A 23,305-nucleotide genomic window follows, 5' to 3' on the forward strand; every position below is an offset into this window, starting at 1 on the left:
GCCAGTTGCGGCACGATACGGCTCAAGCAGTCATTAGCGCCACTTCTACACACGTCGGCTTCCTCCTTTCCGAATTATCAACCCACTTTTTCATGCGTAATAAAGGACTCATCATTACGCTGACGCTGCTTGTGTCGGCGTTGTGCATTTACTTCCTCTCGCTGACCCTCGTTTCGCGTGGGGTGCAGCGGGATGCAGCGCGCTACGCTTCGCGCAGCGGCCAGACCAACGAAAAGCAGCGGCAGCACTACCTCGATTCGGTGTGGCGCGCGCCCGTGTTCGGCCCGCTTACTTACAAAGATGTGCGGCAGTCGGAGCTAGGCCTGGGCCTAGACCTGAACGGCGGTATGCACCTGACCCTGGAGGTTTCGCCGGTGGAAATTGTGCGCGCCATGAGCGGCAACTCCAAAGATCCGGTTTTCAACAAGGCCATGACCCAGGCGCAGGAACTGCGCAAAACCAATCCGTCTACGCCTTTCACGACCCTGTTTGCCCAATCGTTCCAGCAAATTGCGCCTTCCGATAAGATGGCCCGCATTTTTGCCAACACGACCAACAAAGGTGCCATTGACATCAACGCGTCCAACGAAAAGGTAGTAAGCGAAATCAACAAGCAGATTGAAGAAGCCATTGACCGCTCTTTCAACATTCTGCGTACCCGGATTGACAAGTTTGGCACCAGCCAGCCCAGCATTCAGCGGGTAAAAGGTACCGGCCGCATTCAGATTGAGCTTCCCGGCGTAGATAACCCCGACCGGGTACGGAAGCTGGTGCAGGGCCAGGCCAAGCTGGAGTTCTGGGAAGTGTGGCGGCAGGATGAGTTTGCCCCCTACCTGAACCAACTGAACCAGGTACTGAGCGCCAAGGAGCAGGCTACCGCTACGCCCGCCGTTGCCCAGGCCGCTACCGATACGGCCGCTGCTGCTACCGCTGCCGGCGACTCGACTTCTCTGGCCAGCCAGTTGGCTAAAAAAGACCCGAAGACCACGGCAAAAGCTGACTCGGCAGCGCCGCAGAAAAACGTTCTGGCCAGCCTGTTCACCATGCCCGGCACGCTGGGCTCGAACATTCGGGATACTGCCCGCGTGAATGCCATGCTGCGTAGCCCTGATACCCGCGCGGTACTGCCCACCAACCTCACCTTCATGTGGGGCGTGAAGCCCGATGTAATTGACGGCCAGGAATACCTGCAACTCTACGCTATCCGGAAGGCGCGTGACGTGGAAGCCCCGATTGGCGGCGAAGTAATCAGCGAGGCCCGCGGCGACTTTGACCAGATGAGCGGCCGTGCCGAAGTGAGCATGCAGATGAACCCCAACGGTGCGCGCAAATGGGAGCGGCTCACCGGAGCCAACATCGGCCGCCAAGTGGCCATTGTGCTCGATGACAACGTGTACTCAGCCCCCGTAGTGCAGGCCGAAATTGCCGGCGGTAGCTCCAGCATTTCGGGTAACTTCACCATTGAGGAAGCTCAGGATCTGGCAAACATTCTGAAAGCCGGTAAGCTGCCCGCTCCTACCCGCATTGTGGAAGAAGCCGTGGTAGGCCCTTCGCTGGGCAAGGAAGCCACTAATCAGGGCCTGTACTCTACGCTGGGTGGTCTGGCCATTATTATGGTATTCATGGCCGCTTACTACGGCCGCGCCGGCCTGGTAGCCAACGCTGCTCTGCTGTTCAACCTGTTCCTGATTATGGGCGTGCTGGCCCAGCTGTCGTTTGCCCTTACGCTGCCCGGTATTGCCGGTTTGCTGCTGGTAATTGCGGCTTCGGTAGATGCCAACGTACTGATCTTTGAGCGGATCCGGGAGGAACTCGACCATGGACTGCAGCCAACCGACGCCATCAACAAAGGCTATTCCCGGGCGGTTTCAGCCATTTTCGACTCCAACGTAACGCAGCTCATCATTGCCCTGATTCTGGGTTTCTTCGGCACGGGTCCGGTGCAGAACTTCGCCATTACCCTGGGTATTGGCGTGTTCACCTCGTTCCTGTCGGCCGTGTACGTGTCGCGTCTCATCATTGAGCGCATGGTGAAGAACAACACCACCACCCTCAGCTTCAGCACCCCTATCTCGCGCAACTTGTTTAAGGGGCTCAATCTGGATATTGTGGGCAAGCGTAAGATTGCCTACACCTTGTCTACGGTGTTTATCCTCATCGGCTTCGGGCTGATGTACCTGCAGGGCGGGCCTAACCTGGGCGTTGACTTCCGGGGAGGCCGCGAGTACATCGTGAATTTCAGCAAGCCCGTAGTGGCTTCTGACGTGCGCGACCTGCTGACCGATGAGTACTTTGGCGGTGCGGGCACGGAAGTGAAAACCTTCGGAGCCGAGAACCGGCTGCGTATCACTACCGGCTATCTGGCGACAGATGAGGGCGCAGACGCCGATAAGAAAGTGGAAGAGGCGATGTTTAAAGGCCTGAATACGAAGTACGCAGCTTTGTCGCCGACAAAAGTAAGCTCCTCAAAAGTAGGGGCAACTATTGCCGACGACATCAAGCGTACTTCGGTGTTGAGCCTGGGCCTCACGCTGCTGGCTATTTTCGTGTACGTACTGTTCCGTTTTGAGAAATGGCAGTATTCTATGGCAGCCGTGGTAGCCCTGTTCCACGATGCGCTGATTGTAATTGCCTCTTTCCCAATTGCGCGGGCATTTGGCCTGAACTATGAGATGGACCAGGTATTCGTGGCGGCTATATTGACGACCATTGGTTTCTCGATGAACGACACCATCGTTATCTACGACCGAATCCGGGAATATCTGCGTGAGAACAAGCACCTGACCTTCGCGCAGGTGGTAAACCCGGCCCTGAACAGCACGTTCTCCCGCACCATGATTACGTTCACCACAGTATTCCTGGTAATGGTGGTACTGTACATCTTCGGGGGTGAAACGCTCCGCTCGTTCTCCTTCGCCATGATTATTGGTATCATCTTCGGCACGTACTCCTCGCTCTACATTGCCGCGCCGCTGATTCTGGACACCTACGGCCGCAAGGAGAAGGACCGCCTCAATACGGCCGAAGCCGACGCGCCTAAGCTGAACACCGCTGCGCAAGCCTAAGCGGCGGATTACGCATCGGTTCCTGCTGATAATCGGCAGCTTACCCTTTTTTACCTGAAAGAGCCCGGCCAAGTGGTCGGGCTCTTTTTTTATTAACTTATCTGAATACTTCAGGCAACCTTTCGGAAGCCCGCACCGAGTGGTGTAGTAACCAGACGCTCTGTTCCCGTGGCCGCCCCCGCTCCTGATCCTGCGCTGTTGCTCAATCTACTGGCCGGGTGTCAGGGATTGGAGCGTGCCAGTCAGCGGCAGTTTTACCGGCAGTTCTTTCCCTACGGCTATAGCATTTGCCGCCGCTACCTGCACAACTCAGATGTAGCTCAGGAAGCCGTAAACGACGGTTTCGTGAAAGTATTCCAGGAGTTGCCGCGCTTCGACCCCAGTCGTTACCCGCACGATTTGGTAAGCTCGCTGCGGGGGTGGCTGCGGCGCATTATGGTCCGTACCGCCATCGACCACTTTCGCACCCACCACCGCTATAGCCTGCAAACTGACCTGGAAGCGGCCGAACACTACCCGGCCGATACTGGCCCCACCCCCCTCGATGCGCTGTCGTTTGAGGAGTTGCTGCGGCTGATTGAACAGCTGCCCCCGGCCTACCGCACGGTGTTCAACCTGTTCGCCATCGACGGTTACTCCCACGAAGAAATTGCCGAGAGCCTGGGCATTTCTACCGGGGCGTCGAAATCAAACCTCTTCAAAGCCCGGGCCCACCTCAAAACGCTGCTTAAACACCACCATCACCATGCGTACGCCGGATATGTCAGATGAGGAGCTGGACCGGCTATTCCGGCACGGAGCCGAGGCATACCCTGACGAGGTATCCCTGACGGGCTGGCTGAAAGTGGAAGAGCAGCTGGATACCGCAGCGCAACAGCAGCAACTGCAACAGCTGGTGCGCCGCCGGGTGGCGCGGCTGTTTGTTGCGGAAGTAGCGCTGGTGCTGCTACTGGTGGGGCTGTGGCAAGCCACTGGCGGACGCACCCTCTGGACCGATACGTCTGCGGCTACCGCGAAAACCTCTTCTGGCCTCGTACCTGGCCATAGCCCGACCGTTACTACCCGCTCCCAGCCAGCTAACCAGCCACCGCAGGCCGCAAGCAGCGCGTCGCCACTACCGATTCCACGGGACGGTGTTGGTCGGGAGGAGCAGCTGGCGGCTCCAAGTCAGCGGGCGACTTCCCGTACTACAGCCGTGGCCGACAAAGCTCTGGCAGCTGACCACCGGCAGGCTCTTCTGCTGGCAGTAGTCCACCACCGGCCACCTGCAAAGCAAGCAACCCACTATCCTGAGCAGACAGGTTCCGTGCTACTGTCCGCCGCACCAATGGGAGCCGCGGAGGTGGCCACAGCCCGGCCGGCAGTACCCGAGACGGGTACCCAACCGATACCGGAAACGTTGACGGCGGCCTCCGTACCAGCAGCAGACACAGATTCCCTGCTCGCTCCGCAAGTACTGGCCGCAGCTCCTAGCCCACCCGTTGCCCTAACCGATACAACTCTGCACCGGCCCTTGCGCCTAGTGCCCACCTCCCGGCTGCTACTGGGCCTCACGGGGGGGCCGGAGGCTACGGCGCTTCTGCCTGGCCCGGCCCCACGCGTGGGCGGCACGGTGGGCGTGTTGCTGGAGTATCGGGTGCTGCCCCGGTGGCGGGTGCGCACGGGCCTGGTGCGCAGCGTCAAGCGGTACGCTGCCCACGGAGCCGACTATAATCCGCCGCCGGATTACTGGACGCACCGAATTCCCATCGACCAGGTAGAAGCCAACTGCCGCATTCTGGAAATACCGCTGGATGTGCGCTACGACGCCATTCTGCGACCCACCCATACGTTTTACGCCACTGCTGGCCTTACCTCCCTATTCATGCGAAACGAACGGTACACCTACCTCTACGAGCTGAACGGCCGCTACGTAAGCCGGAGTTGGAGCCTGGCACGGGGCAGTAATGCGCCTTTCCGCCTGGTACAGCTGAGTGTGGGCATGGAACACGCCGCCGGCAGCCGCTGGATGGTGCAGGCTGAGCCTTTTGTAAAAATGCCACTGGGCAGCGTAGGGTTTGGTCAGATTAAATTGAGTAGCGCCGGCCTGTTGCTGGGCGTGAAGTACGGCCTGTTCCGGCCGCGTCCGACGGCTCCGTAGCAAGTATTTTCCTTGCAGGCGTGCGTATCTCAATGGCCCGTTCCGGAGCGGGCCCGGGAGCGTACGGCCTTTTTCTCCCACTTATTTTCCTTTCCATCATGGCACTTTCTCTGTTTCGCCGCTCCCGGTTGGGCGCGGGGGCTGGCCTTGCCTTGCTCCTTGGCTGGCTGCTGCTCACGGCCTGCAACAACTCCGACGACCAGCCTACCCAACCCACCCCCGACCCCACCATCAAGCTGGTAACCTCGGCCACGCTGGGTACTTTCCTTACAGATAAAGCCGGGAACACGCTGTACTACTTCACCCGCGACGTGGACGGCCAGAACGTGTGTACCGGGGGCTGCGCCGACGTGTGGCCCATTTTCTACGAAGCCGATATTCAGGTGGGCGACGGATTGCAGGCCGCTGACTTCACAACCCAGACGACGGCCAGCGGCCAGCCGCAAACCACCTACAAAGGCTGGCCCCTGTACTACTACGCGCCGGCCGTGAACGGGCAGAATGTGCGCGAAGCCGCCGGCCAGACCACCGGCAACGGCGTGGGCAACATCTGGTACGTGGTGAACCCCACGTACTCCGTGATGGTAGCCACCAAGGTTGTAACCGACAAAGCCACCAACCAGACGGCCACCCGCAGTTTCCTGGTTGATGGCAAAGGCCGCACGCTGTATTTCTTCCACAAAGACGACCTGAACCCCAACACCCTGCCCACCAACTGCACTGGCTCCTGTGAGGCGCTGTGGCCGCCGTTTACTACCTCGGGGCGGGTGTTTCCCTCCCTGCTGAGAGCCGCCGACTTCGGGACCATTACCCGCACCACGGCCGGCGGCGGTGGCCCTTACGGCGACGGCACGGCCTCCACGGCCCAGCTGACCTACAAGGGCAAACCGCTCTATTACTACACGGCCGATAACCTGACTCGCGGCCGGGTAGAAGGACACGGACTCGTGAGTGAGGGTGACCAATGGCTGGTGGCAACGCCATGAGTCGGCTGGTACCTCCGGGTGGCCGGGCTGTACGCGGGGGTGAGTGCCTGGCCACTTTGCTCACCACTGGCCGGCGGCCGGCCTGGGGCCTGCTGCTGCTGTTGCTGGCAGGCCTGCTGACCACCTCCGCCTGCACCTACGACAGCGTGGAAGACCTGCTGGGCAACGCCCCGCCTGCCCCGGCCTGCGACTCGACGGCTGTTTCATTCACGGGCACCGTCGCACCGCTGTTGCAGCAGCGGTGCGTGAGCTGCCACAACAATGCCCTGCGCAACGGCAACGTGCGCCTCGAAACCTACGCCCAGGTGCAGCAGGTAGCGGCCGACGGGCGGCTGCTGGGGGTGGTAACGCACGCTGCCGGCTACCCGGCCATGCCCCAGAACCAACCTCAACTGGCCACGTGCGACATTGCCCGCCTGCGGCAGTGGGTGCGCGCCGGAATGCCCAACAACTGAGCTATGCGCTACTTCACCGGCTTTCTGCTGCTGGCGTTGCTGCTGGCCTACCGGCCCGGCACCGCGCAACCCACCCGCTACCAGACGCGCGCGGGTACCGTTTCCTTTTTTTCGGCCAGCCCCCTCGAAGACATTGAAGCCCGCAGCCAGCAGCTGGCCGCCGTGCTGGACACCCGCACCGGGCAGCTGGCCTTCAGCGTGCCTATCCGCTCGTTCCAGTTCAAGCGCAGCCTCATGCAGGAGCATTTCAACGAGAACTACCTGGAGTCGGAGAAATACCCCAAGGCCACGTTCAGCGGCCGGCTGCTGGACTGGAAACCCGAAACGCTGGCGGCTGCCGGCGCAGTACCGGTAGTGGCCGAGGGCGACCTGACCATGCACGGCGTAACGCGCCACCTGAAGGTGCCCGGTACCCTCACGCCTCTTACCGGCCAGCTGCTGCTGAACGCCAGCTTCTCCGTGGCTCCGGCCGAGTACAACATCGACATTCCGGCCCTGGTGCGCGACCATATTGCCAAGAGCGTCCTCGTGACGGTGCGGCTGCCGTGCACTCCGGTTGCCGTTGCCACTTCCGCCTCCCAACCCTGACTTATCTATGCGTCTGCTTTCTACTATGGGCCTGGGGCTGCTGCTGGCCCTGCTGCTGCGTGTGCCGGCCCACGCCCAGGACAGCCTCCTGGCCGAGTTGAGCAGCCAGCTACTCGACAGTGCCAGCCGGGCCCCGGTGCTGGCTACGTTCAAAGGCACGCGCATCATCAACGGGCACTCCGTGGAAACGCCGGGTGGCGGCACGCTGGTATTCCTGATTTCGCACCGGTTCGGGACGCTTAATAGCGGCGCCTACAATTTCTTCGGCCTCGACCAAGCCTCCATCCGGCTGGGGCTCGAATACGGCCTGTCCGACCACCTGACGGCGGGTGTCGGGCGTAGTTCCCTGGACAAGACCTACGACGGCTTCCTGAAATACCGGGCCCTGCGCCAAAGCACCGGCCCACGGGCCATGCCGGTGAGTGTCACGCTATTTGGCAGCTCGGCCCTCACCTCACTGCGCTACTTCGATGGCCTCGACCACACGCTGCCACGCCGGCTCACCTACACGGTTCAGGCGCTGGTGGCGCGCAAAATAAGCGCGGGCCTGTCGGTGCAGGTGGTGCCTACGCTGGTCCACCGCAACTTGGTAGACACGCGCCGGCAGCACAACGACGTGTACGCGCTGGGCGTGGCCGGCCGCCAGAAGCTCAGCAAGCGCACCGCCCTGATGCTGGAATACTACTACCGCCTGCCCACTTCCGAAGACCCCGGCACCCGCAATGCGCTGGCGGCCGGCTTCGATATCGAAACCGGCGGCCATGTGTTTCAGCTGCACGTCACAAATTCGCAGGGCATGATAGAAAAACACTTCCTGACCCAGACCAGCGGCAATTTCTTCGACGGCGACATCTACTTCGGCTTCAATGTCGCGCGCAATTTCACGCTCAAACCCCGCCTGTAGCGGGGGGCGGCTCCCCGGTCCTGCTCGGAGAGGAAGCCAGGACTGCCCGACGGCTCCGTTGCGCCGCTCGTGGGGCCCGGTCAGGGGGCAGACGTCCTGACCGGGCCGGAGCAGGCTGCCCGGCAACGCAAAAGCCCCGAACCAGCTTGGCTCGGGGCTTTTGATGTTGCGGGAGTGCAGCCGCTTAGTGCTGGGCCGTGATGCCTTCGGCTACCACTTCCTTCACCTCGGGCACCATGCGCTTAAGCAGGTTTTCGATGCCTGATTTCAGCGTGACGGTGGCCGAAGGGCAGCCCGAGCACGAACCCTGCAGGTTCACGGTCACGATGCCTTCGTGGTAGCTTTTGAAGGTGATGTTGCCACCATCCTGCTCCACGGCGGGGCGCACGTAGTTATCGAGCAGGTCGATGATTTTCTGGCTGGTCTGCTGGTCGGCTTCCGACGAGTTGGCCGAGCCGCTGGCGGCAGCCTGCTGGGCGGCTTTCTGCTCGGCGGCGGGGTCCACGGTGAAAATCGGGCCGCTGGCCTCCACGTACGACTTCAGGAAGGTGCGTAGCTCGGGAATGAGCTGGGCCCACTGGTGGTCGGTGGTTTTGGTGACGGTCACGAAGTTCTGGGCGATGAACACGCGGCCCACGTAATCGAAGTTGAAAAGCTCTTGGGCCAGCGGCGAGTTGGCCGCGGCTTCGAGGTTGGGATAGTCCACGCTTACGCCATCAGCCAGCAGCTGGGCATTGAGCACGAACTTCATGGATTCGGGGTTGGGCGAGGCTTCGGCGTAGATAGAAACCGGGCCAGCGGGGGCAGTGAGTTGTTCAGCCATGTTTGAAAGACTTGGAGACAAGCGGGAGAAAGTCGGCCGGATTCGTTCGGCCTGACACGTAAAACCGCACGGGGCGGCAATAGTTGCAAAGGTAACCAGGAAATAGAGGACGGCGGCAGTCGGGCCCCGGTCAGGTAGCCTCGGGCGCGGCCGGCGCGGTGCGCAGCAGCAGAAAGCCCACGGTGCCCGACAGGAACGAGGCGGTCAGGATAGCCACCTTGGCCACCGGCTCGCCCGCGGAATGCTCGCCCAACGCCAGCAGCGTGATAAACAACGACATGGTGAAGCCGATGCCGCCCAGCACGCCCGCGCCCCACAGATGCCGCCACGTCACGCCGGCCGGCAGCGAGGCCCAGCCCAACCGCACACTCAGCCACGACAGCGCCCCGATGCCCAGCGGCTTGCCTACCACCAGCCCCAGCAAAATGCCCAGCCCCAGCGGCGACAACAGTTGCCCGAACACGCCCGCATCAATGACCAGGCTGGTATTGGCGAAGGCAAACAGCGGGATAATACCAAACGCCACCACCGAGTGCAGGCGTTGCTCCAGCTTCTGGGCCGGCGAGCTGATGGCATCCGACAGGTATTCCAGCTCCTCACTGATAATGCGCGGATTGGCCTCGGCCCCATGCACCTCGTGCTGCAGTATGCCCAGTCGGTCGTTCAGCATCAGCAGGATTTCGGGGCGGGCTTTCCCAATGCGCGCCGGAATGGCCAGGGCCAGCAGCACGCCCGCCAGCGTGGCATGAATGCCCGACTGGTGCATGAAAAACCACAGCAGCACGCCCAGCGGCAGGTAGAAGGCCAGGCCGCGCGCGCCCAGAAAATTCAGGTTCAGCAGCAAGGCCCAGGTGCCCAGTGCCAGCAGCAGAAAGGTCAGGTCGAGGTGGGTGGTGTAGAAGCCGGCAATGACCAGCACGGCGCCCAGGTCATCGACGATAGCCAGGGCTGTGAGGAATACTTTGAGGCCCAGCGGCACGCGCGGCCCCAGCAGCTGCAGCACGGCCAGCGCAAAGGCAATATCGGTGGCCATGGGAATGCCCCAGCCGTTTTGGGTGGGCAGGCCGCGGTTCACCAGAAAATACAGCAGCGCCGGCAGCAGCATGCCGCCCAGCGCGCCCGCAATCGGCAAAGCCGCCTGCCGCCACTCCGACAGCTCGCCCTCAATCACCTCGCGCTTGATTTCCAGCCCCACAATCAGGAAAAACACACTCATCAGCCCATCATTGATCCAGTGCACGAGGCTCATGTCGAGCACCACGCCATTGAGCGACAGGCGCAGATGCTTCTCCCAGATTTCCGGAAAATAGGCAGCGGGGCCCCAACTGGTATTAGCCATCAGCAAGGCCAGCACCGCACTGGCCATCAGCATGATACCACCGGCAGCTTCGCGGCGGAAAAATTCAGTAAAAGGCCGCACCAGCGGACGCACGAGTTGAGGAACAGCCATAGGCAGGAGCAAAGCGAAAAAGCCTCCGGGGCACCCGGGGGGCCGCACCGGAAGCGCAGAAAAAAACGGGGCTGGCAGCCGCTTCGCAGCGGAAGTGGCCGCCGGCCCCTCAAGTATAACAACCGTTGCTTACACCCGGTTGGCGCGGGCGCGCAGCAGCATGTCGGCCAGCACCAGGGCCGTCATAGCATCTACGATGGGTACGGCGCGGGGCAGCACGCAGGGGTCGTGGCGGCCGCGGCCGGCCAGGCTGATGGCCTCGCCCTGGTCGTTGATGGTTTGCTGGCTTTGCAGGATGGTGGCTACAGGCTTGAACGCCACCCGGAAGTAGATGTCCTGCCCGTTGCTGATGCCGCCCTGAATGCCGCCCGAGTGGTTGGTGCGGGTGCGCACCTGGCCGGCCTCATCGGTGTAAAACGCGTCGTTGTGCTCCGAGCCGAACAGCAGCACCCCGCTGAAGCCCGAGCCGTACTCGAAGCCTTTTACGGCATTGATGCCCAACATGGCCCGGCCCAGTTCGGAATGCAGCTTATCGAATACCGGCTCGCCCAGGCCAACGGGCACGCCCTGCACCACGCCCGTCACGTAGCCGCCCACGGTATCGTGCCGGTCGCGCACCTGCCGGATGAGGTCGGCCATGCGCTCGGCCGTTTCGGGGTGGGGGCAGCGCACGGGGTTGGAGTCGATGAGGCCCAGGTCCAGCTGCTCGTAGCCCACCGGCACGGCCACCGCCCCCACCTGCGACACGTAACTGTTCACGCGGATACCGTGCTGGTCGAGGAGCTTCTGGGCCACGGCGCCGGCGGCCACGCGGGCGGCCGTTTCGCGGGCCGAGCTACGCCCCCCGCCCCGAAAGTCGCGCCGGCCGTACTTCTGATCGTAGGTGTAGTCGGCGTGCGAGGGGCGGTAGGCGTGCTCGATGTGGGAGTAGTCGTGGCTGTGCTGGTCCTGGTTGCGGATGTAGAGGCTGATGGGCGTGCCGGAAGTTTCGCCCCGGAAAATACCCGACTGAATTTCCACCCGGTCGGCCTCGGAGCGGGGCGTGGTCAGGTCGCTCTGCCCGGGCCGGCGGCGGTCCAGGGCTGCCTGAATTTCCTCGGCCGTAATGGGCAATCCGGCCGGGCAGCCATCCAGAATCACCCCAATACCCGGCCCGTGCGATTCTCCAAACGTGGTAATGCGAAACAGCGAGCCGAAGGTATTCATACGGAAAACGGATAAGTGGGCAAAAAAGGGAGCTGACTGATCAACCCGCCTTAGCGGCGCAAGTTGGACAGGAAACTCCCCATTTCACAATTTCGCCGGCTTACCTCTTGGCCTGCCACCAGCCTCCGGCCGCTACCAGCAGAAGCACCACTACCACCAGATTCGCGTAACGACGGACGTTGCGGTAAGCATCGCGGGGCTGAAGAGTAGCGTCGGCTTCGGCCAGGGCTTCCTGATAATATGGGTCGTCGATACGGGCCCGGAAGGTAGTGACCACCTGTTCCTCGCCGCGTACTACCGGCTGTAAACCGGCCCTGAGCGTATCGTAGCGGGCCGTGGCCGGGTTGAAAACCACCAGCCGAAACAGCGTATCGAGGGCCACTGGGCCGGGGCGGCGGGCTACCAGCCGGAATCGGAAGCTTTTGCGCCCACCCACGCGCCCGTTCTGGCGGGTCAGGGTTTGCTGCACTTCCGGGCCATATACTTCCAGTTCAGGCGTAGTGGGCGGCGCGGCCAGGTTCACCGTGGCCAGGTTTCCTTCGCCTTCGATAGTAAAGGTGTAGGCAAACGTGCGCCCGGTCCGAAAGGTGGTGCGGTCAATGGCCTCCTTTACTTCATAGTCTCCCACGGGTACTTGGTCCTGCCTGGGATGCGCAGGCAGCGGCACCACGGATACCACGCGCGCCGCTGAGCGGTAGGTTTTGTAGCCTTCCAGCCGATTATCGAGGCCGGCGGCGGGCTTTTTGGCCACTTTGTACTTGAGCATCTGCAGCTCTACCGCCGGAAATGTAAGGGGCTGCGCATTTAACGGGTACAGCTCAGCTTCCCAGAGGCGGTAGCGGAGAAACGGTTTGCCGCCCACCATCACGTTTTCGGGCAGCACTTCCTGCTCATTGAAGCTCTCCTCCCACACGGTACGCTGCCGCAGCTGGCGGATAATGCCGGGTAGCTGCCCGGCAAAATTGTAGAAGTTCAGCACGGCTTGGTCCTGGGGCGTGAGATAGAAGTACAGACCAACGTGCAGCCCTTCCCCCACAAATACCCGCTGCTTATCGGGCACGATGGCCAGAAAAGCCTGATCCTGCGGCTCTACGTATTCCTGTGGCCTGGGCTTGCCAAACAGCTGATCCAGCAACCCGATGCCCTGCAACGCCCCACCAGGTGGCGTTGCGGCGGCCTGTTGCGGCCCTGCCTGCAGCACCGCGCCTTCCGACGCTGCCGTGAGGCCGTTGATTTTCATGCTGAAGGGCTTTAGCACATAGCTTCCTTCCGCAAAAGCCGCGTACCGCTGCGTGATGGTCAGTTCCGTGGAAGTCTGCCCGTTTACGATGCGCGTGGTCGTGGTGCTGGATTTCCCACTCTTCTTGAACCCTTCTATATCGGGAAAAGCCGAATAACGCTCCAAAGGCGCGCCCCGTAGCCGAAAGCTGATAGTGTAGTACTCGTTGACGGGAAAGGCCGTTGGCCCCAGCACCAGATCAGCACTGGGCGCGGGTGCCTGAGCGGCAGCGGTTGGCACCCGCGCCAATAGCATCAGGAAAAAGAAAAGCAGAAACAGGCGCATGGGCCACAGGCAGCAGTGAGTGCGGCAAAGCTACGCAAAAAGCCCTGCCAGCTTATGCTACGGCACCTTTACCGTTTGGCTTAAGCAATAAGCTTCAATTATTTACGAAATAACACTTACAAGATTATGGCTTTCCCAAATCCATAGCCGACAGGCCCGCGTAATTCTCCTCAAAACCACCCGATCCTTTAAGCTTCCCCGCATTTATGGGATTTTTAAATAACCGCCTTGCGGCGGGTGGCTCCGTATTGACTTCACTTTTCTTCACCCAACCCACTTCCTGCCATGTCCAACATTCAGCATAACGGTAGCGACGAAGCGGAATTCGCTAAGCCGCTGTATACGCCCATCAAACGGCGCTCCTTCTTTATGTACGCCGGCGCTACGGCCGGTGCCACTGCTCTGTTGCTCTCCGGCTGCGACGACGATGACGATAACAACCCCGTAGGCATGGTGGATGTGGGCTCCGGCGACCCGGGCGTTCTGAACTACGCCTATGCTTTGGAGCAACTGGAAGCTGCTTTCTACACCACGCTCCGCACCGGCACCTATTACACTGGCCTGGCGGCCGGCAGTGCTGAAAAATCGGCTCTGGATGATCTGTACTACCATGAGGTAATTCACCGGGAGCTTTTCAAGACTGCTCTGGGCTCGGGTGCCATCAAAGGTCTGGAGGTAGATTTCTCCAACATTGACTTTAATGCCCGCACGTCGGCTTCAGGTTCCAGCAAGCTGGGCGTTCTGGATGCGGCCAAAGCATTTGAGGATCTGGGAGTAGCCGCTTATAACGGGGCCGGCAAATACATCACCAGCGCCGATTACCTGACGCTGGCCGGTAAGATTGTTTCGGTAGAAGCTCGCCACGCTGCGCTTATCCGCGACCTTATCTCGAACGGTACGTTCGTTGGCAGCGACGTAATTGATGGTAACGCCTTGGAAAGATCCAAGGAGCCGTCGGAAGTAGTTGCTACGGCCAATGCTTTCCTGAAGGATGGCTCGAAACTCAACGTTTCGAACATCAAGTAGTCAGCCGTTCTGACTTCACCCAACCTCTAATTTCCGACAGTTCTCATGGATATTCTCAAACTCATTTCCGACATCTCGAAGGTAGATCCGGAAGTTTATGACCGCCTCGACTCCCGCCGCCGCGTCTTCAAAAGCCTCGGTGGTGTGGGCAAAACGGTAGCCGCTGCTGCTGTACCCGGCTTCCTCAGCTCGATGTTCTCCAAGGCTTACGGCCAGACCGGCGCTCTGCCCCAGGGCATTGCCGACATCCTGAACTTCGCCCTGAAACTGGAGTATCTGGAGTACTATTTCTATAAGAAAGGCGTGGCAACCAGCGGCCTTATCCCTGCCGGCCCAGGCCTCACGGCTCTTACTCAGATCCGCGACGATGAGCAGAAGCACATAGCTGCCCTGCGTGGTGTATTGGGTAGCCAAGCTATTGCCGAACTTCCTGAGTCTGCATTTGACTTCACCGGTTCGAAAGGTGGTACGCGGGCTCCGCTATTCGCTGATGTGTACTCGAACTACCAGACCCTGTTGGCCGTGGCCCAGTCGCTGGAAGACACCGGCGTACGGGCCTACAAAGGTGGTGCCGCTGGCCTGATGGCAAACGATACCATCCTGACGGCAGCCCTCAACATTCACTCCGTGGAAGCCCGTCATGCCTCGCACTTGCGCACCATGCGCCGCGGTGGTCCAACAGTGGCCGGTGCCGGCACGGGTGCTTCGCCCAAGAGCTGGATTTCGGGTACCGATGGCGGTGGCGCGGCTCCGGCGGCTACTGCAGCCATTTACGGTGCCGGTAACCCGGCTGCCAGCTTCCCGGCTGAAAGCAACGTTACGCAGGGTGGTGTAAACCTCCAGACTGCTTTGGCTTCGTTTAACTTCCCGGCGGCAGCTTTCTCCGAAGCTTTCGACGAGCCGCTGGACTCTGCTACCGTAACGGCTATTGCCTTGAACTTCGTAGTAGGCAACACGCTGTAAAAAACGGCCTATTGCACAAAAAAGGCACGACCCACTTTGGGTTGTGCCTTTTTTTGTGCCGTTACCGGGCACGCAACCATTCGCGGCCGGCGTTACTCTTGTCATTGGTGCATCCCGGTTCTTCGGAGTACCTTTGTTATTCGGGAATTGCGGCCTGCGGTAGGCTGCCCCCCACTGAGTTTCCCTACGCATGTCCGACTCTGTATCGACTTCTTTTCTGGGGCGCACTCTACGCCGCCGTTCTTTTCTTCGCGTGGCCGGTGCTACGGCCGCCTCTTCAGCCCTGGTTTTGGCCGGCTGCGGCGATGATACGCCCACGCCTGTAGTTAATACCACCAGTAGTCTAGTCTTTGCCAACAGTGACTTAGGTGTTTTGAATTTTGCCTATCTACTGGAACAACTAGAAGCTGCCTTTTACCAGAAAGTGGTTGATAACTTTCCTTCCGACTTTACTGCCGAAGACAAAGCTGCTTGCATTGACCTGCGCGACCATGAGGTGATTCATCGGGAGTTTTTGAAGTACGCGCTGGCTAGCAATGCTTACGACGTAAGTCTCTCCACGCCGCTGATTTTTAACTTCTCCTCCTTTACTCTTACTACCCGGGCGGGCGTGTACGCGGCCGCTCGGACGCTGGAAGATGTGGGAGTAGCCGCCTACAACGGGGCCGGCAAGCTTCTGACTGATCCGGCTTATTTGAAATTGCTGGCCAAGCTGGCCTCGGTGGAAGCGCGGCACGCAGCTTTCGTGCGCGAGCAGGTGCAGCCTGGCTCCTTCGCCGCCTCCGATGTTATTACGGCAACCGGCCCTCTGGCTGGCCTTGATACAGTCAAGACCCCGGCCGAAGTAGCCGTTCTTATTGCCCCCTTCGTGCCGGTGCCGCTGGTTACGGATGGCCTCATGACTCTTTCCTAAGCCGCGCCCTGTCCTTTTTTCCTATGGATTTCCTGAACCTACTGGCCCGGCTGGCCACCCTCGATACTGAAGCTCCTGCTACCGCCGCGCCGCGTCGTGCCGCCTTGTCCCGCCTCGGGCAAGTAGGCACTGCCCTGCTCCCGGCCTTGCTGGCCGCCCTTCCAGCTCCGGCCCTGGCTGGCACCAAAGAAACGCGCACCCGCCTGGACGTGCTGAAGCTGGCCCTGAAGCTGGAGCTGCTCGAAAACGAGTTTTACTCCCGCGCTCTGGGCCTTACCCCCGGTGGTCCGACGAATCCGGCGGCTTTCTTTGTCACTACTGCCAACCGGGCAGCCATTCAGACCATCCAGAGCCACGAGGCCCAGCACGTTGCGCTGTTTACCCGCCTGATCACGGATGCAGGCAGCCCCCTGGATGCCGTACCGAATTTTGACTTCACCGGCAGCAAAAACGGCACTCAGCCCGCTCTGTACCCCGATGTGTACACCAACCTCGACACGTTTCTGAAAGTGGCTCAGCTACTGGAAGATGCGGGCGTACGGGCCTACAAAGGACAGGTTGAATTCATCCAAACGGATAACTACACGCTGGAGGCTGCCCTTCGCACGCATTCCACCGAAGCCCGCCATGCGGCCCACATCCGGACGATGCGGCGGCAGCGCGGGGCCAACGTGAAGAGCTGGGTCAGTCCTGCTGATGCTCCTATCACCACTGCCGGCACTGTGCCCGATGCCGTGTATAGTACCGAGTCGAATACAACGCAGTACATCGTGCGCAACAGCGTCATCACCAAGGTACCCTTCGATTCCAGCCTACCCATTAATGTTGGTACGCCGCCGCTGAGTGCCGCTGCCATCCTGGCCAAAGTAGCGGAGGCTTTCGATGAACCCGTGGAAGCAGCCACTGCCGAAGCCCTGCTACAATTGTTCACGTATTAGTAACCTCCGAAAAACGCCTGGGAAACACTCTCTGACGAGCTTTACAGTGAAAAAGGAGCGCACTCCACGCTCCTTTTTTCGTGACCACCTACATAAAACAGCCATATTCGGACCACCATATCTTGTATTTGACACATGTTTTTTTGTATCTTTCAATAAAGCTGCGCGAAAATTTATACTGCGCAATAGCCTTTTTTTACTGCTCCCGTACAAGTGCCTGCCCACCTTTCCCCGAGCCATTCCACCCACAATGAAAACCAACTTCACCCATGCTTGAGTATGCAAAAACCATCCTGCTTAAAGTAAGCTTCGACCGTATCCTCTTCGAGAAGGAACTCCGCAAAGCTCTGCGCACTTTGGTACCTGCCGAGCTACGCGAGTTAAAAGCCTGGTGCTACCAGCAGTTTTCCAAGCTCTACCGCCGTGTGCTGAACCGCGTATTTACCCAACCGGCAGTAGCCTAACCCACCTATCCTTTTTCACCCACACGCCGGAGCCGTGCGCCGCTCGCCAATAAGGCGGGCCTGCGCACGGCTCCGGCGTTTTTGGCGAGCCCCGAAGCTACATACGGGGCTCGTTGGAATCAGGTGCAGGTGGAAGAGCAGGTGCTTCTTCGCCCAGCACAAACCGGATGTTGCGTTGCAGCCCTGCGTAACCCGTGCGCTTTACCGCCGACTGCCGGAACAGCTCCGAAAACAGCTCGTGGGTAATTTCCTGCCAGTCGCCGCGCGTGAGGTCCTTCAGGGCCGGGTGGGCCGTAAACTGCGGTTCTTGGTGGGGCTTCGAGAAGCGGTTCCAGGGGCACACGTCCTGGCAGATGTCGCAGCCAAATACCCAATTGCCGAATTTCCCCTCCACCTCGCGCGGAATCTGGTCTTTCAGCTCGATGGTGAAGTAGCTGATGCACTTGCTGCCGTCCACCACGTAGGGCTCGGTAATGGCCTGGGTAGGGCAGGCATCCACGCACTTGGTGCAGGTGCCGCAGTAGTCTTTGATGGGGCCGTCATAGTCCAGCTCCACGTCCACAATCAGCTCGGCAATAAAGAAGAAGCTGCCAGTGCCGGGCCGGATGATATTGGTATTCTTGCCCATCCAGCCCAGACCACTCTTCTGCGCCCAAGCCTTGTCCATCACTGGCGCCGAATCCACGAAGCAGCGGCCACCCACCTCCCCTATTTCCTGCTGCATGTCCTGGAGCAGCGTTTTGAGCTTATCTTTAATGACGAAGTGGTAGTCGCGGCCGTAGGCGTACTTGCTGACTTTGAGCGTATCCTCGGGCTGTTGCTCTTCCTCGGGCGGGTAATAGTTCAGCAGCAGCGAAATGACGGATTTAGCCCCGTCCACCAACAGGCGCGGGTCGAGGCGCTTATCGAAGTGGTTGGCCATGTAGGCCATCTGGCCGTGCATGTTGCGGTTCAGCCAGTTCTCCAGGCGCGGCGCTTCCTCCTCCAGAAACCCGGCCTTACTGATGCCGCAGTACATAAACCCCAACTCCGCCGCCCGGCGTTTGATGAAAGCAGTATAGTGAGCGGTGGGCAGCATGACGGTTGGATAGGGGAACAGCAAAAATACGTCATCCTAAACATAGCAAAGGACCTCACCGCGTCAGAACAATCCGTTCCGGCATGATAAGGTCCTTCGCTGTACTCAGGATGACAGAATGTCGAAGACGTTAGCTAAACAACTCCCCCGTGGCGGTATTGCCGCGTAGGTGCTGAGGCATCGGGCGGCCGAGGTGCTGGTAGGCCAGCTCGGTGGCTTCCCGGCCGCGGCTGGTTCGCTTAATGAAGCCTTCCTGGATGAGGAAGGGCTCGTACACTTCCTCGATGGTTTCGGCCTCGTCGCCGCAGGCGGTGGCAATTGTGCTCAGGCCCACGGGGCCGCCCTTGAACTTGTCGATGATGGTGCTCAGGATGCGAATATCCATCTCGTCGAGGCCGTTCTGGTCCACGTCGAGGGCGTTGAGGGCAAACTCGGCAATTTCGCGGGTGATGGTGCCGGTGCCCTTTATCTGGGCGAAGTCGCGGGTGCGGCGTAGCAGGTTGTTGGCAATGCGTGGAGTACCGCGTGAGCGGCGCGCAATTTCAAAGGCCGCATCCTCGTAAATGGGCGTGCCCAGAATATCAGCGGAGCGCTGCACGATGCTGGTGAGCAGCTTGGAATCGTAGTACTCCAGCCGGGAGCTGATGCCAAACCGCGCCCGCAACGGCGAAGTCAGCATACCCGAGCGGGTAGTGGCCCCGATGAGCGTAAACGGCGACAAGGAAATCTGCACGGAGCGCGCATTCGGACCCGAATCGAGCATGATGTCGATGCGGTAATCCTCCATAGCCGAGTACAGGTACTCCTCTACCACCGGGTTCAGGCGGTGAATCTCATCAATGAAGAGCACGTCGTTGGGCTCCAGATTGGTGAGCAGACCGGCCAGGTCGGAGGGCTTATCGAGCACCGGGCCGCTGGTCATTTTGATGCCCGATTCCAGCTCATTGGCAATGATGTGCGAGAGGGTAGTTTTGCCCAGACCGGGAGGGCCGTGCAGCAGCACGTGGTCGAGGGCCTCGCCCCGGTGTTTGGCGGCGGCCACGAATACTTTCAGGTTTTCCACCACCTTGCCCTGGCCGGCAAAATCATCAAAGGAAAGCGGCCGCAGGGCCTTGTCAATGTCCTTTTCGGAGGCGTCCATGTGGTCGTTTCCCCCGGTCATATACGGTTCGCGCATCAGCGTAAAAGTAGGTCAGCGTGTCGAAAGATAACACTTCCGGATGGGGCTTGGTGCCTTCATTAGCAAAAAATACTAGCCAGAGCATATTTTACTAATTTATTTAGCATATAGAATTATGGTATTCCCCGTCAGAAGTTCTACATGAGCCACTATCGGGCCGGTTGATTTCAGACGGGGCCGTACCTTGCCGGCTCATCCTTTCTTTGCGTATGCCCTCTGCTGCTTCTTGGCTCGATGCTCTACCCACCGATTTTTACGATCAACTGGCTCACAGTCTGAACCTGCACGGCATGGCCGCTACTGAACTCCTGAGCCGGCCCGAAACGCCGGTTTTGGCCCGCTTACGCCGCCAGAGCGGTCTGGATACCAGCACGGTGCAACGCCTCAATGCCATTGGAAGTCACGCGCAGTTACTGGCAACGTTACGCCAGGAGCCGCTGCCATTGTACCATGTGCTGTTGCTGGGCCGCCTTATGCTGGAAACCACGCTGGCCGAGCCGGTGCTGGCATATGTACAGCGTAGCATGAGCATTTCGGGGGAACAGCTGCAGCAGCTGCTGGCGTATTGTCTGGAGCTGAGCGGGGCGTTTCTGCAGCAGCTGGAAGAACACTTGCCCGCGCCGACGGGCTCGGCTTCGCTGGGTCTGCACCGCCTGCAGGTAGAGGAAGGATTCGCGGAGCTGCTGACGCAACTACCCGCTGCCGCCGTGCCGGCCGCCCACCTGCGGCTGGCCGAGCCTCAGCTGCAAATGTTGCGACTAGCGCTGCTGCTGGTCCATAGCCTGCCGCCGGATGCTGACCATCCGTTTCTGCGGGCCGTGCACGCGCTGCCCAACCTCCGGGCCACTGCGCTGGAGCCGCTAATTGAGCACCTGGGCCGGGTACGGGTGCAGGAACCGCTTACCCTCACTATGCCCGAGCTGGTACAGCTATACCAAGGCATGCAGGTGTGCGGGATGGTGTTCGTGTCAGATGTGATGAGCCGGATTGGGCTGGAAGACGCGTTTCCGGTACTGTCGGAGGAGGAAACAACGGCCACGGAAACTGCCCCGGTAAGCAACCGCCAGGCCGTGGGCGAAATGGTGAGCGGCTTCACCCATTGGGTGCAGCACACCTTCCCCGAGGCCCCCGAAATCCAGCAGGCCCGCCAGGAAATCCTGGCTCTGGCCGACACGCTGGGGTAGGTGGTGAAGTTGTGTCGTTCTACCAGGCTCAATGACACAACTTCACCTTTCACCATCTACCGCGCCAGCAGCACTTCAATTTCCAGGTGCAGCCATTCTTCTTCCCAAGCTTTGTGGGTGAGGCGGGCGGAGATGGGGTAACCGGCGTCGAGCATACGCGCAACGGTTTCGTTGTGGCCCTCGGGCAGGTAGCCAAGCCAGAAGGCGTCGGGGCCGGTGGTGAACACGCGCACGGCCCAGTCGTCGTAGGAGCTGTCGGCTTCGCGTTGCAGGGCCAGGGCCGTACCGGGTTGCAGTTGGGGCTCGAAAGTACGTAAGCCCTGGCGGTGCGAGGTGCCGGCCACGAGGCATTCCAGCAGAATCAACGGTTCGGAAGAGGGAGCGGACATAAGGAGGCAGTTGGGTTTCGACCGTAAATTACACGTTGCGGCGGGTTTACGCTTACTATGGCCGCAGGTTGGCCGCAGAAACTGCCAGACCGGGCAAGCCGTAACTTTGCCCCACGATGTACAGCAAAACCGAAATAACCCAGCTCCGTCAGGCTTTCTGGACCACATTTGGCCAGTATATGCAGCCCGTACCCTCAGCCGACGGCGGCCCGATCAACTGGATTAACTACAAAACCGGCCTCAAGCACGTGTATTTCCGCCTGCAGGCCGATAACCGCCACGCCACCATCGGCATCGAACTGACCCACCCCGACGCCGGCCTGCGGGAGCTGTTCTTCGAGCAGTTCCGCGAGGTGCGCTCGATGCTGGAAGAAATCACGGGCGAAACCTGGATCTGGGAGGCTGATACCCTAGACGCCAATGGACAGCCTCTAAGCCGCATCTACCAGGAACTCCGTCCCGTGAACCTGTTTGAACGGGAGCAGTGGCCGCAGCTGATTTCCTTTTTCAAGCCCCGTCTCATAGCGCTGGATGAGTTCTGGAGCACCGGGCAGTACGCATTTGACGAGCTGCGGTAGAGCAGCTGGCTAGCAGCAGGACCAAGTCAGGAGAGGAAGTTCGGCCCGGCATTTGCACAAGCGGCAGTTCACGTTTTCTCTTCCTTATTCCTCAAATCTATTCCATGAAAACCCGGACGTTTTTACTCGGCCTGCTGCTGAGCGCCGCCAGCTTGGCTCAGGCCGCCACCGAGGCCCCCGTTACCGTTGCCCCCGCTACTTCAGTAGCCGCCGGCGGCTACATGATGATTATTTCCCGCGTGTCAATGGGTTTCAACGCCCAGGCTAGCATCGTGACTATTTCACCAGATGGCAAAGAGCAGGTGAAGGAAATCGACTTCAGCCGCTTCAGCGCCAAGCAGATGGCCGCCAACATGACGGAAGTCCACAAAGCCGCCATGGCCGCCGTGAACCAGTACGCCGCCGACGGCTGGCGTTTGGTTAGCGTGGCTCCCAGCGACGTAAGCAGCGGTGGCAACACCGTGTTCAGCCAGACGATTTATTATCTGGAGAAGAAGTAAATTTCGATTAACTTCTTCATAAAAGAGCACCGAAATGTGTATTTCGGTGCTCTTTTGTGTTAGCGTCGAGTTTCAGTCAACTATTTGGTCATACTGACCAATGAATCCAGTATTTAATACAGATTTATATAGTCAACTTACTTATTCCTCAATAACAAACAACTTATACCATTTATTTCTTCGACGCTCTAACACGTACGTTGCGCCATCTCCACACCCTCCTGCACATGCTGGATTAACAGAAACAATTACGATGCGTTTATCCACAGAAAATATGGGGCAGCTCAGCTGCGTATAAGTTGCTGTACCATACTTTTTATCAAAATATTCATTGATACTAAATGAATATTTATCATATAAACGACGCATGCTGTCCGCAGATATCACATTATATCCATCTGACACAAAACGTTGCTCTAAACCAAATCCTTTAGAGTATTTCACTTGCTGCTTCATATGTATAGTATCAATAATTGATAATAATTTCTTTTTATACATCTGCTGTAATAATCCAGCAGGGAGTCTCCCATATAAATAATTGATGTCAGAATCAGGCGTATTTTTTGGATAGATTGGAAAGAGTGGTATTACTTGGTGCTCTACCAGTAAGTGACTAATGGTAATGCGAGTTGAGTCAGCATTATCCGGATGATTTTCCACCGTATCAGACTGTGCCAGCAGTTCCCGCACGAAACCATACACTACGCTATCTGACAGTAACATATGTGGCGTCCCCCAGTGCCGCACGACCAACGGCTTCGGTAGCGGCGGATACGCCAGCCGCAGATGCACTGCGCTGAACACGGCCGCCAGCAACAACGCGGCAATCAGGGAACTACGGGTAGGCTGCATAGACTATTACAAGACACAAAAACGGCCGCTCTGCTGAGCAGAACGGCCGTTTGAAGATA

Annotated in this window: 23 protein-coding genes; 15 read left to right on the forward strand and 8 right to left on the reverse strand. The window is 59.5% G+C overall.

Annotation, left to right across the window (positions count from 1 at the left end):
• Positions 1-92: 92 nt before the first annotated feature.
• The 7 genes from secDF (at position 93) to EI293_RS01770 (ending at position 8,138) form a co-directional block, all read left to right on the forward strand.
• Complete coding sequence (gene secDF / locus EI293_RS01740) at positions 93-3,065, forward strand: protein translocase subunit SecDF (RefSeq protein ID WP_125435131.1); 2,973 nt, start codon at positions 93-95, stop codon at positions 3,063-3,065.
• Positions 3,066-3,233: 168 nt separating this feature from the next.
• Complete coding sequence (locus tag EI293_RS01745; RefSeq protein ID WP_246010504.1) at positions 3,234-3,836, forward strand: RNA polymerase sigma factor; 603 nt, start codon at positions 3,234-3,236, stop codon at positions 3,834-3,836.
• A complete protein-coding gene (locus EI293_RS01750) occupies positions 3,811-5,205 on the forward strand; it encodes a hypothetical protein (RefSeq protein WP_125435133.1) in 1,395 nt (464 codons plus the stop codon). The genes EI293_RS01745 and EI293_RS01750 overlap by 26 nt, the downstream gene beginning before the upstream one ends.
• A gap of 98 nt (positions 5,206-5,303) precedes the next feature.
• Positions 5,304-6,191 (forward strand): hypothetical protein, encoded by an 888-nt coding sequence (locus EI293_RS01755; RefSeq protein WP_170170200.1) that lies wholly within the window; start codon positions 5,304-5,306, stop codon positions 6,189-6,191.
• Positions 6,188-6,646, forward strand: coding sequence for a hypothetical protein (locus tag EI293_RS01760; RefSeq protein ID WP_170170201.1), 459 nt, complete (start codon positions 6,188-6,190; stop codon positions 6,644-6,646). Before EI293_RS01755 ends, EI293_RS01760 begins: the two co-directional genes overlap by 4 nt.
• A 3-nt stretch (positions 6,647-6,649) precedes the next feature.
• Positions 6,650-7,234, forward strand: coding sequence for a YceI family protein (locus tag EI293_RS01765; protein ID WP_125435139.1), 585 nt, complete (start codon positions 6,650-6,652; stop codon positions 7,232-7,234).
• A 7-nt stretch (positions 7,235-7,241) separates the two neighbouring features.
• Entirely contained in the window at positions 7,242-8,138 is an 897-nt protein-coding gene (locus EI293_RS01770; protein ID WP_125435141.1) for a DUF5777 family beta-barrel protein, read from the forward strand.
• Positions 8,139-8,322: 184 nt separating this feature from the next.
• Here the strand turns inward: EI293_RS01770 and EI293_RS01775 are convergent, their stop codons facing one another.
• The 4 genes from EI293_RS01775 to EI293_RS01790 all read right to left on the reverse strand — a co-directional run bounded on the left by EI293_RS01775 (position 8,323) and on the right by EI293_RS01790 (position 13,181).
• Positions 8,323-8,961, reverse strand: coding sequence for a NifU family protein (locus tag EI293_RS01775; RefSeq protein WP_044016228.1), 639 nt, complete (start codon positions 8,959-8,961; stop codon positions 8,323-8,325).
• Positions 8,962-9,091: 130 nt separating this feature from the next.
• Complete coding sequence (gene nhaA, locus EI293_RS01780; protein WP_125435143.1) at positions 9,092-10,411, reverse strand: Na+/H+ antiporter NhaA; 1,320 nt, start codon at positions 10,409-10,411, stop codon at positions 9,092-9,094.
• Positions 10,412-10,540: 129 nt separating this feature from the next.
• Entirely contained in the window at positions 10,541-11,617 is a 1,077-nt protein-coding gene (gene aroC / locus EI293_RS01785; RefSeq protein WP_125435144.1) for a chorismate synthase, read from the reverse strand.
• Positions 11,618-11,717: 100 nt separating this feature from the next.
• Positions 11,718-13,181, reverse strand: a complete 1,464-nt coding sequence (locus tag EI293_RS01790) for a BatD family protein (protein WP_125435146.1) — start codon at positions 13,179-13,181, stop codon at positions 11,718-11,720.
• Positions 13,182-13,466: 285 nt separating this feature from the next.
• Between EI293_RS01790 and EI293_RS01795 the strand changes: the two genes are divergently transcribed.
• From EI293_RS01795 to EI293_RS01815, 5 genes are all read left to right on the forward strand, one after another.
• Positions 13,467-14,207, forward strand: coding sequence for a ferritin-like domain-containing protein (locus EI293_RS01795; RefSeq protein WP_125435148.1), 741 nt, complete (start codon positions 13,467-13,469; stop codon positions 14,205-14,207).
• A gap of 45 nt (positions 14,208-14,252) precedes the next feature.
• Positions 14,253-15,170 (forward strand): ferritin-like domain-containing protein, encoded by a 918-nt coding sequence (locus tag EI293_RS01800; RefSeq protein WP_125435150.1) that lies wholly within the window; start codon positions 14,253-14,255, stop codon positions 15,168-15,170.
• A gap of 190 nt (positions 15,171-15,360) precedes the next feature.
• The gene (locus EI293_RS01805) at positions 15,361-16,083 is read left to right on the forward strand and encodes a ferritin-like domain-containing protein (RefSeq protein WP_125435152.1); all 723 of its coding nucleotides are present in this window, start codon (positions 15,361-15,363) and stop codon (positions 16,081-16,083) included.
• Between the two features lie 23 nt (positions 16,084-16,106).
• The gene (locus tag EI293_RS01810) at positions 16,107-17,021 is read left to right on the forward strand and encodes a ferritin-like domain-containing protein (RefSeq protein WP_125435154.1); all 915 of its coding nucleotides are present in this window, start codon (positions 16,107-16,109) and stop codon (positions 17,019-17,021) included.
• Positions 17,022-17,290: 269 nt separating this feature from the next.
• Entirely contained in the window at positions 17,291-17,485 is a 195-nt protein-coding gene (locus tag EI293_RS01815; RefSeq protein WP_125435156.1) for a hypothetical protein, read from the forward strand.
• A 97-nt stretch (positions 17,486-17,582) separates the two neighbouring features.
• Here the strand turns inward: EI293_RS01815 and queG are convergent, their stop codons facing one another.
• Together queG and ruvB are read right to left on the reverse strand one after the other, a co-directional pair.
• On the reverse strand, positions 17,583-18,563 hold the full coding sequence (gene queG / locus EI293_RS01820; protein WP_125435158.1) for a tRNA epoxyqueuosine(34) reductase QueG: 981 nt from the start codon (positions 18,561-18,563) through the stop codon (positions 17,583-17,585).
• A 130-nt stretch (positions 18,564-18,693) separates the two neighbouring features.
• Positions 18,694-19,740: a Holliday junction branch migration DNA helicase RuvB gene (gene ruvB, locus EI293_RS01825; RefSeq protein WP_125435160.1), complete on the reverse strand. Its 1,047-nt coding sequence runs from the start codon at positions 19,738-19,740 to the stop codon at positions 18,694-18,696.
• A 212-nt stretch (positions 19,741-19,952) separates the two neighbouring features.
• Here ruvB and EI293_RS01830 point away from each other — a divergent pair, with 212 nt between their 5' ends.
• A complete protein-coding gene (locus EI293_RS01830) occupies positions 19,953-20,927 on the forward strand; it encodes a hypothetical protein (protein ID WP_125435162.1) in 975 nt (324 codons plus the stop codon).
• Between the two features lie 56 nt (positions 20,928-20,983).
• Here EI293_RS01830 and EI293_RS01835 read toward each other — a convergent pair whose 3' ends face one another.
• Positions 20,984-21,316 carry an HIRAN domain-containing protein gene (locus EI293_RS01835; protein WP_170170202.1) on the reverse strand — a complete coding sequence of 111 codons (333 nt, stop codon included), beginning with the start codon at positions 21,314-21,316 and terminating at the stop codon, positions 20,984-20,986.
• A 116-nt stretch (positions 21,317-21,432) separates the two neighbouring features.
• Here EI293_RS01835 and EI293_RS01840 point away from each other — a divergent pair, with 116 nt between their 5' ends.
• The gene (locus EI293_RS01840) at positions 21,433-21,894 is read left to right on the forward strand and encodes a DUF4268 domain-containing protein (protein ID WP_125435166.1); all 462 of its coding nucleotides are present in this window, start codon (positions 21,433-21,435) and stop codon (positions 21,892-21,894) included.
• A gap of 104 nt (positions 21,895-21,998) precedes the next feature.
• Complete coding sequence (locus tag EI293_RS01845; RefSeq protein WP_125435168.1) at positions 21,999-22,394, forward strand: DUF4177 domain-containing protein; 396 nt, start codon at positions 21,999-22,001, stop codon at positions 22,392-22,394.
• Between the two features lie 141 nt (positions 22,395-22,535).
• Here the strand turns inward: EI293_RS01845 and EI293_RS01850 are convergent, their stop codons facing one another.
• A complete protein-coding gene (locus EI293_RS01850) occupies positions 22,536-23,246 on the reverse strand; it encodes a hypothetical protein (RefSeq protein WP_125435170.1) in 711 nt (236 codons plus the stop codon).
• Between the last annotated feature and the right edge of the window lie 59 nt (positions 23,247-23,305).

Source organism: Hymenobacter perfusus (assembly GCF_003944765.1).
GTDB classification, from domain to species: domain Bacteria; phylum Bacteroidota; class Bacteroidia; order Cytophagales; family Hymenobacteraceae; genus Hymenobacter; species Hymenobacter perfusus.